The sequence below is a fragment of the Agrobacterium sp. DKPNP3 genome (assembly GCF_052686535.1).
This window is the reverse complement of record NZ_JBQYSN010000163.1, coordinates 1-4,898: the sequence shown is the minus strand read 5'-3', so window position 1 is coordinate 4,898 and position 4,898 is coordinate 1. Positions and strand designations below refer to the sequence as shown.

Genomic DNA, 4,898 nt, shown 5'->3' with positions numbered 1-4,898 from the left:
CAGGGCAAATTATCGAAGACTGGAGAAACGACTATAACCTGAACCGCCCCCACACGAGCCTCAACGGCTTAACCCCTTACGAGTTTGCAACCCGGTCCAGACAGGACCAGAACATGAACAGAGCTAACCTATAAACAGGGACAATCAGGGGAGCAGGTCAGCGACAATGCGGTCCTGCAATACGCAACGAGTCATCAAGCCGAGTTTTCTGAGCATGCATGTGAGTTGCGATTTCTTTTAAGTGCTATTACATTGGCATTAATGGGTCAAAACGGCGCATGGGTGATAATATGTTAGCATTTAAAATGTCTTCCCCTGTAGAGGTTATTCGGGACCTGGCGGATAGAATGAAGCGCCGACGGATCCAGCAAGGATTGACCCAACGCGAATTGGCTGCGAGATCGAGTGTTTCCTACGGATCGCTGAGGCTATTTGAAGAAACCGGCAAAATTTCTCTCGAGAGTCTCGTGAAAATTGCCTTTGCTCTTGAGGCGGAGGCGGAATTTGAACGGCTATTCCCGGGTCGGCCGCCACAGAATATCGATGATGTCATTGATCGTCCTCTCAAGCAGCGTGTGCGCCGGAAATGAAGTTCACGTCAATCCAGAAGATGAGCGTTTATCTGGAGCTCGAAGGGAATGAGAGAAAGCTCGGGACGCTTGCCTGGAGCAGCGGCGAACGGAGGGCGTATTTCGAGTACGCGGCGGAGTTTCTGGCGGCGCCCCTTTTGGTTTCACCATTCCATATGATGGCCTCCACTGGATTGATTGCGGCGCCTCGCAATCCATTTGACGGGCTTCACGGGCTGTTCAACGACAGCCTGCCGGATGGTTGGGGTCGGCTGTTGCTGGACCGCCGGCTTCAGCGGGCGGGCATCGACTATACCCGGCTTACCCCGATCGACCGTCTGTCGGCAGTGGGCAGAACGGGAATGGGCGCGCTCTCATATGTTCCTGAATTGCCAGATGACCAGGAGCCTCAGGCCGTCACCGATCTCGACTGGTTCGCTGATCAGGTCGAGTTGGCGCAGGCTGAAATGGACGTGGCTGATATTGACAGCTTGCAGGGCGCGCAGGGTGGATCTGCGGGCGTGCGGCCGAAGATTATGATCGGCTTCAACCAGGCGGAAAACAGGTGCGTTCTGGATTATGGTCAACGGTTGGACCCGGGGTTTGAGAGGTGGATGGTCAAGGCACCGAGTTCCGATGATCCGCGGGAGATCGGTGCGGAAGAAAAAGCCTATTCGCTTATGGCCGTCGCTGCAGGACTGACGATGGCCGACACCCTGCTGCTGGAGACCAGGAAAGGACGACGGCTTTTTGCGACGAAACGTTTTGACAGGACCCCTGCCGGCAGGCTCCACATGCACACGGCAAGCGGCCTGCTGAATGCCAGCCATCGTGAAGCGAGTGTGAACTATGAGCAACTGCACAAGCTTACTCACATAATGACCCGCGACGCTACTGAAGTCCTGAAGATGTTCCGAAACATGGTGTTCAATGTCTATGCCAGAAATCGCGACGACCATGCGAAGAACCACGCCCTTCTTATGGACGGGAATAGTCGCTGGTCTCTGGCACCCGCATACGATCTTACTTTTTCGTCGGGACCAGGTGGAGAGCACAGCGCCGCAATAGCCGGGGAAGGCAGGAATCCCGGCATATCTCACCTTCTGGCGGTCTCCAGAGGGGCCTCGATTTCAGATCAGGATGCGCGGGAAGTTATAGAGCAGGTTAGAGCGGCCGTAGACCGTTGGCCTGAGTTTGCTGGGGAAGTTCAGTTATCCAGATCCCGGACCGCTGAACTCGACAAGTTCTTGAATGGTAATCGGCTGGCTTAAAGGCCCATGTTTCGATGGATCGGATTTCCGCAGGCCGGATGCCACAAACGTGGAAAATTCCTGAAACTTTTAGAAATTGGAGGTTTCAGGAATTATGTCTTCGTTGGTGGACCATGCCGAGATGCAGGAAGGCGGTGACATGTCATCAGCGGCAGCATTCCAGGTTGTCGTATTCGAAGACCGGAAGTGTGGGTGTGGTGGCTCTGGAATATTTTACCAACATAAATCCAACAAATACATATATTATTGTTTTTATACTTTGATGACGGAATTAATTACCCCTTATAGACTTGAGCGAACGATTGGTCACAGCGCGCCATTGACCTGAGACACGGAAGAGTCATCATTAAACATATAAATTATGCTTATGTGATATGAAAACATATAAAATACTGCAGGCGAACCATCGCTGACAGAGGGAGGGAGTTTAATTGGCGGATTTTGCTTGTTTTATGGACAGGCAATTGGAGCCGCTTGTAACTGGATGATTTTATATAGGTTTTTATATGGGGTGTGATTATTTGTTGGTGGGAACGAGAAGGAATCTGATTGAGAAATGACTGAAAAAGCGATGAAAATTGATGGCGATCGATTATAATAACAATATCATGATATTGTTATTATAATCGATCGCCATCAATTTTCATCGCTTTTTCAGTCATTTCTCAATCAGATTCCTTCTCGTTCCCACCAACAAATAATCACACCCCATATAAAAACCTATATAAAATCATCCAGTTACAAGCGGCTCCAATTGCCTGTCCATAAAACAAGCAAAATCCGCCAATTAAACTCCCTCCCTCTGTCAGCGATGGTTCGCCTGCAGTATTTTATATGTTTTCATATCACATAAGCATAATTTATATGTTTAATGATGACTCTTCCGTGTCTCAGGTCAATGGCGCGCTGTGACCAATCGTTCGCTCAAGTCTATAAGGGGTAATTAATTCCGTCATCAAAGTATAAAAACAATAATATATGTATTTGTTGGATTTATGTTGGTAAAATATTCCAGAGCCACCACACCCACACTTCCGGTCTTCGAATACGACAACCTGGAATGCTGCCGCTGATGACATGTCACCGCCTTCCTGCATCTCGGCATGGTCCACCAACGAAGACATAATTCCTGAAACCTCCAATTTCTAAAAGTTTCAGGAATTTTCCACGTTTGTGGCATCCGGCCTGCGGAAATCCGATCCATCGAAACATGGGCCTTTAAGCCAGCCGATTACCATTCAAGAACTTGTCGAGTTCAGCGGTCCGGGATCTGGATAACTGAACTTCCCCAGCAAACTCAGGCCAACGGTCTACGGCCGCTCTAACCTGCTCTATAACTTCCCGCGCATCCTGATCTGAAATCGAGGCCCCTCTGGAGACCGCCAGAAGGTGAGATATGCCGGGATTCCTGCCTTCCCCGGCTATTGCGGCGCTGTGCTCTCCACCTGGTCCCGACGAAAAAGTAAGATCGTATGCGGGTGCCAGAGACCAGCGACTATTCCCGTCCATAAGAAGGGCGTGGTTCTTCGCATGGTCGTCGCGATTTCTGGCATAGACATTGAACACCATGTTTCGGAACATCTTCAGGACTTCAGTAGCGTCGCGGGTCATTATGTGAGTAAGCTTGTGCAGTTGCTCATAGTTCACACTCGCTTCACGATGGCTGGCATTCAGCAGGCCGCTTGCCGTGTGCATGTGGAGCCTGCCGGCAGGGGTCCTGTCAAAACGTTTCGTCGCAAAAAGCCGTCGTCCTTTCCTGGTCTCCAGCAGCAGGGTGTCGGCCATCGTCAGTCCTGCAGCGACGGCCATAAGCGAATAGGCTTTTTCTTCCGCACCGATCTCCCGCGGATCATCGGAACTCGGTGCCTTGACCATCCACCTCTCAAACCCCGGGTCCAACCGTTGACCATAATCCAGAACGCACCTGTTTTCCGCCTGGTTGAAGCCGATCATAATCTTCGGCCGCACGCCCGCAGATCCACCCTGCGCGCCCTGCAAGCTGTCAATATCAGCCACGTCCATTTCAGCCTGCGCCAACTCGACCTGATCAGCGAACCAGTCGAGATCGGTGACGGCCTGAGGCTCCTGGTCATCTGGCAATTCAGGAACATATGAGAGCGCGCCCATTCCCGTTCTGCCCACTGCCGACAGACGGTCGATCGGGGTAAGCCGGGTATAGTCGATGCCCGCCCGCTGAAGCCGGCGGTCCAGCAACAGCCGACCCCAACCATCCGGCAGGCTGTCGTTGAACAGCCCGTGAAGCCCGTCAAATGGATTGCGAGGCGCCGCAATCAATCCAGTGGAGGCCATCATATGGAATGGTGAAACCAAAAGGGGCGCCGCCAGAAACTCCGCCGCGTACTCGAAATACGCCCTCCGTTCGCCGCTGCTCCAGGCAAGCGTCCCGAGCTTTCTCTCATTCCCTTCGAGCTCCAGATAAACGCTCATCTTCTGGATTGACGTGAACTTCATTTCCGGCGCACACGCTGCTTGAGAGGACGATCAATGACATCATCGATATTCTGTGGCGGCCGACCCGGGAATAGCCGTTCAAATTCCGCCTCCGCCTCAAGAGCAAAGGCAATTTTCACGAGACTCTCGAGAGAAATTTTGCCGGTTTCTTCAAATAGCCTCAGCGATCCGTAGGAAACACTCGATCTCGCAGCCAATTCGCGTTGGGTCAATCCTTGCTGGATCCGTCGGCGCTTCATTCTATCCGCCAGGTCCCGAATAACCTCTACAGGGGAAGACATTTTAAATGCTAACATATTATCACCCATGCGCCGTTTTGACCCATTAATGCCAATGTAATAGCACTTAAAAGAAATCGCAACTCACATGCATGCTCAGAAAACTCGGCTTGATGACTCGTTGCGTATTGCAGGACCGCATTGTCGCTGACCTGCTCCCCTGATTGTCCCTGTTTATAGGTTAGCTCTGTTCATGTTCTGGTCCTGTCTGGACCGGGTTGCAAACTCGTAAGGGGTTAAGCCGTTGAGGCTCGTGTGGGGGCGGTTCAGGTTATAGTCGTTTCTCCAGTCTTCGATAATTTGCCCTG

General features: G+C 51.6%; 6 protein-coding genes. 3 read left to right on the top strand and 3 right to left on the bottom strand.

Features of this window, described 5'->3' with window-relative positions:
* The 3 genes from ACUTJJ_RS24665 to ACUTJJ_RS24655 form a co-directional block, all read left to right on the top strand.
* Nucleotides 1–134, top strand: a 134-nt coding sequence (locus ACUTJJ_RS24665; protein WP_445543739.1) for an integrase core domain-containing protein, incomplete at its 5' end; no start/stop codon positions are given.
* A gap of 144 nt (nucleotides 135–278) precedes the next feature.
* Entirely contained in the window at nucleotides 279–590 is a 312-nt protein-coding gene (locus ACUTJJ_RS24660) for a helix-turn-helix domain-containing protein (RefSeq protein WP_245369122.1), read from the top strand.
* Nucleotides 587–1,840 carry a type II toxin-antitoxin system HipA family toxin gene (locus ACUTJJ_RS24655; protein WP_445543738.1) on the top strand — a complete coding sequence of 418 codons (1,254 nt, stop codon included), beginning with the start codon at nucleotides 587–589 and terminating at the stop codon, nucleotides 1,838–1,840. Before ACUTJJ_RS24660 ends, ACUTJJ_RS24655 begins: the two co-directional genes overlap by 4 nt.
* Nucleotides 1,841–3,058: 1,218 nt before the next feature.
* On the opposite strand, the gene ACUTJJ_RS24650 is transcribed toward ACUTJJ_RS24655, so the two are convergent.
* The 3 genes from ACUTJJ_RS24650 to ACUTJJ_RS24640 form a co-directional block, all read right to left on the bottom strand.
* Nucleotides 3,059–4,312 carry a type II toxin-antitoxin system HipA family toxin gene (locus ACUTJJ_RS24650; RefSeq protein WP_445543738.1) on the bottom strand — a complete coding sequence of 418 codons (1,254 nt, stop codon included), beginning with the start codon at nucleotides 4,310–4,312 and terminating at the stop codon, nucleotides 3,059–3,061.
* Complete coding sequence (locus ACUTJJ_RS24645; protein ID WP_245369122.1) at nucleotides 4,309–4,620, bottom strand: helix-turn-helix domain-containing protein; 312 nt, start codon at nucleotides 4,618–4,620, stop codon at nucleotides 4,309–4,311. Before ACUTJJ_RS24645 ends, ACUTJJ_RS24650 begins: the two co-directional genes overlap by 4 nt.
* Nucleotides 4,621–4,764: 144 nt before the next feature.
* On the bottom strand, nucleotides 4,765–4,898 hold a 134-nt coding region (locus tag ACUTJJ_RS24640), incomplete at its 5' end, for an integrase core domain-containing protein (RefSeq protein ID WP_445543739.1).

Bases quoted from the DNA above. Each gene is read 5' to 3' on its own strand.
- ACUTJJ_RS24660 (WP_245369122.1), top strand. From the start codon at position 279: ATGGGTGATAATATGTTAGCATTTAAAATGTCTTCCCCTGTAGAGGTT.
- ACUTJJ_RS24655 (WP_445543738.1), top strand. From the start codon at position 587: ATGAAGTTCACGTCAATCCAGAAGATGAGCGTTTATCTGGAGCTCGAA.
- ACUTJJ_RS24650 (WP_445543738.1), bottom strand. From the start codon at position 4,312: ATGAAGTTCACGTCAATCCAGAAGATGAGCGTTTATCTGGAGCTCGAA.
- ACUTJJ_RS24645 (WP_245369122.1), bottom strand. From the start codon at position 4,620: ATGGGTGATAATATGTTAGCATTTAAAATGTCTTCCCCTGTAGAGGTT.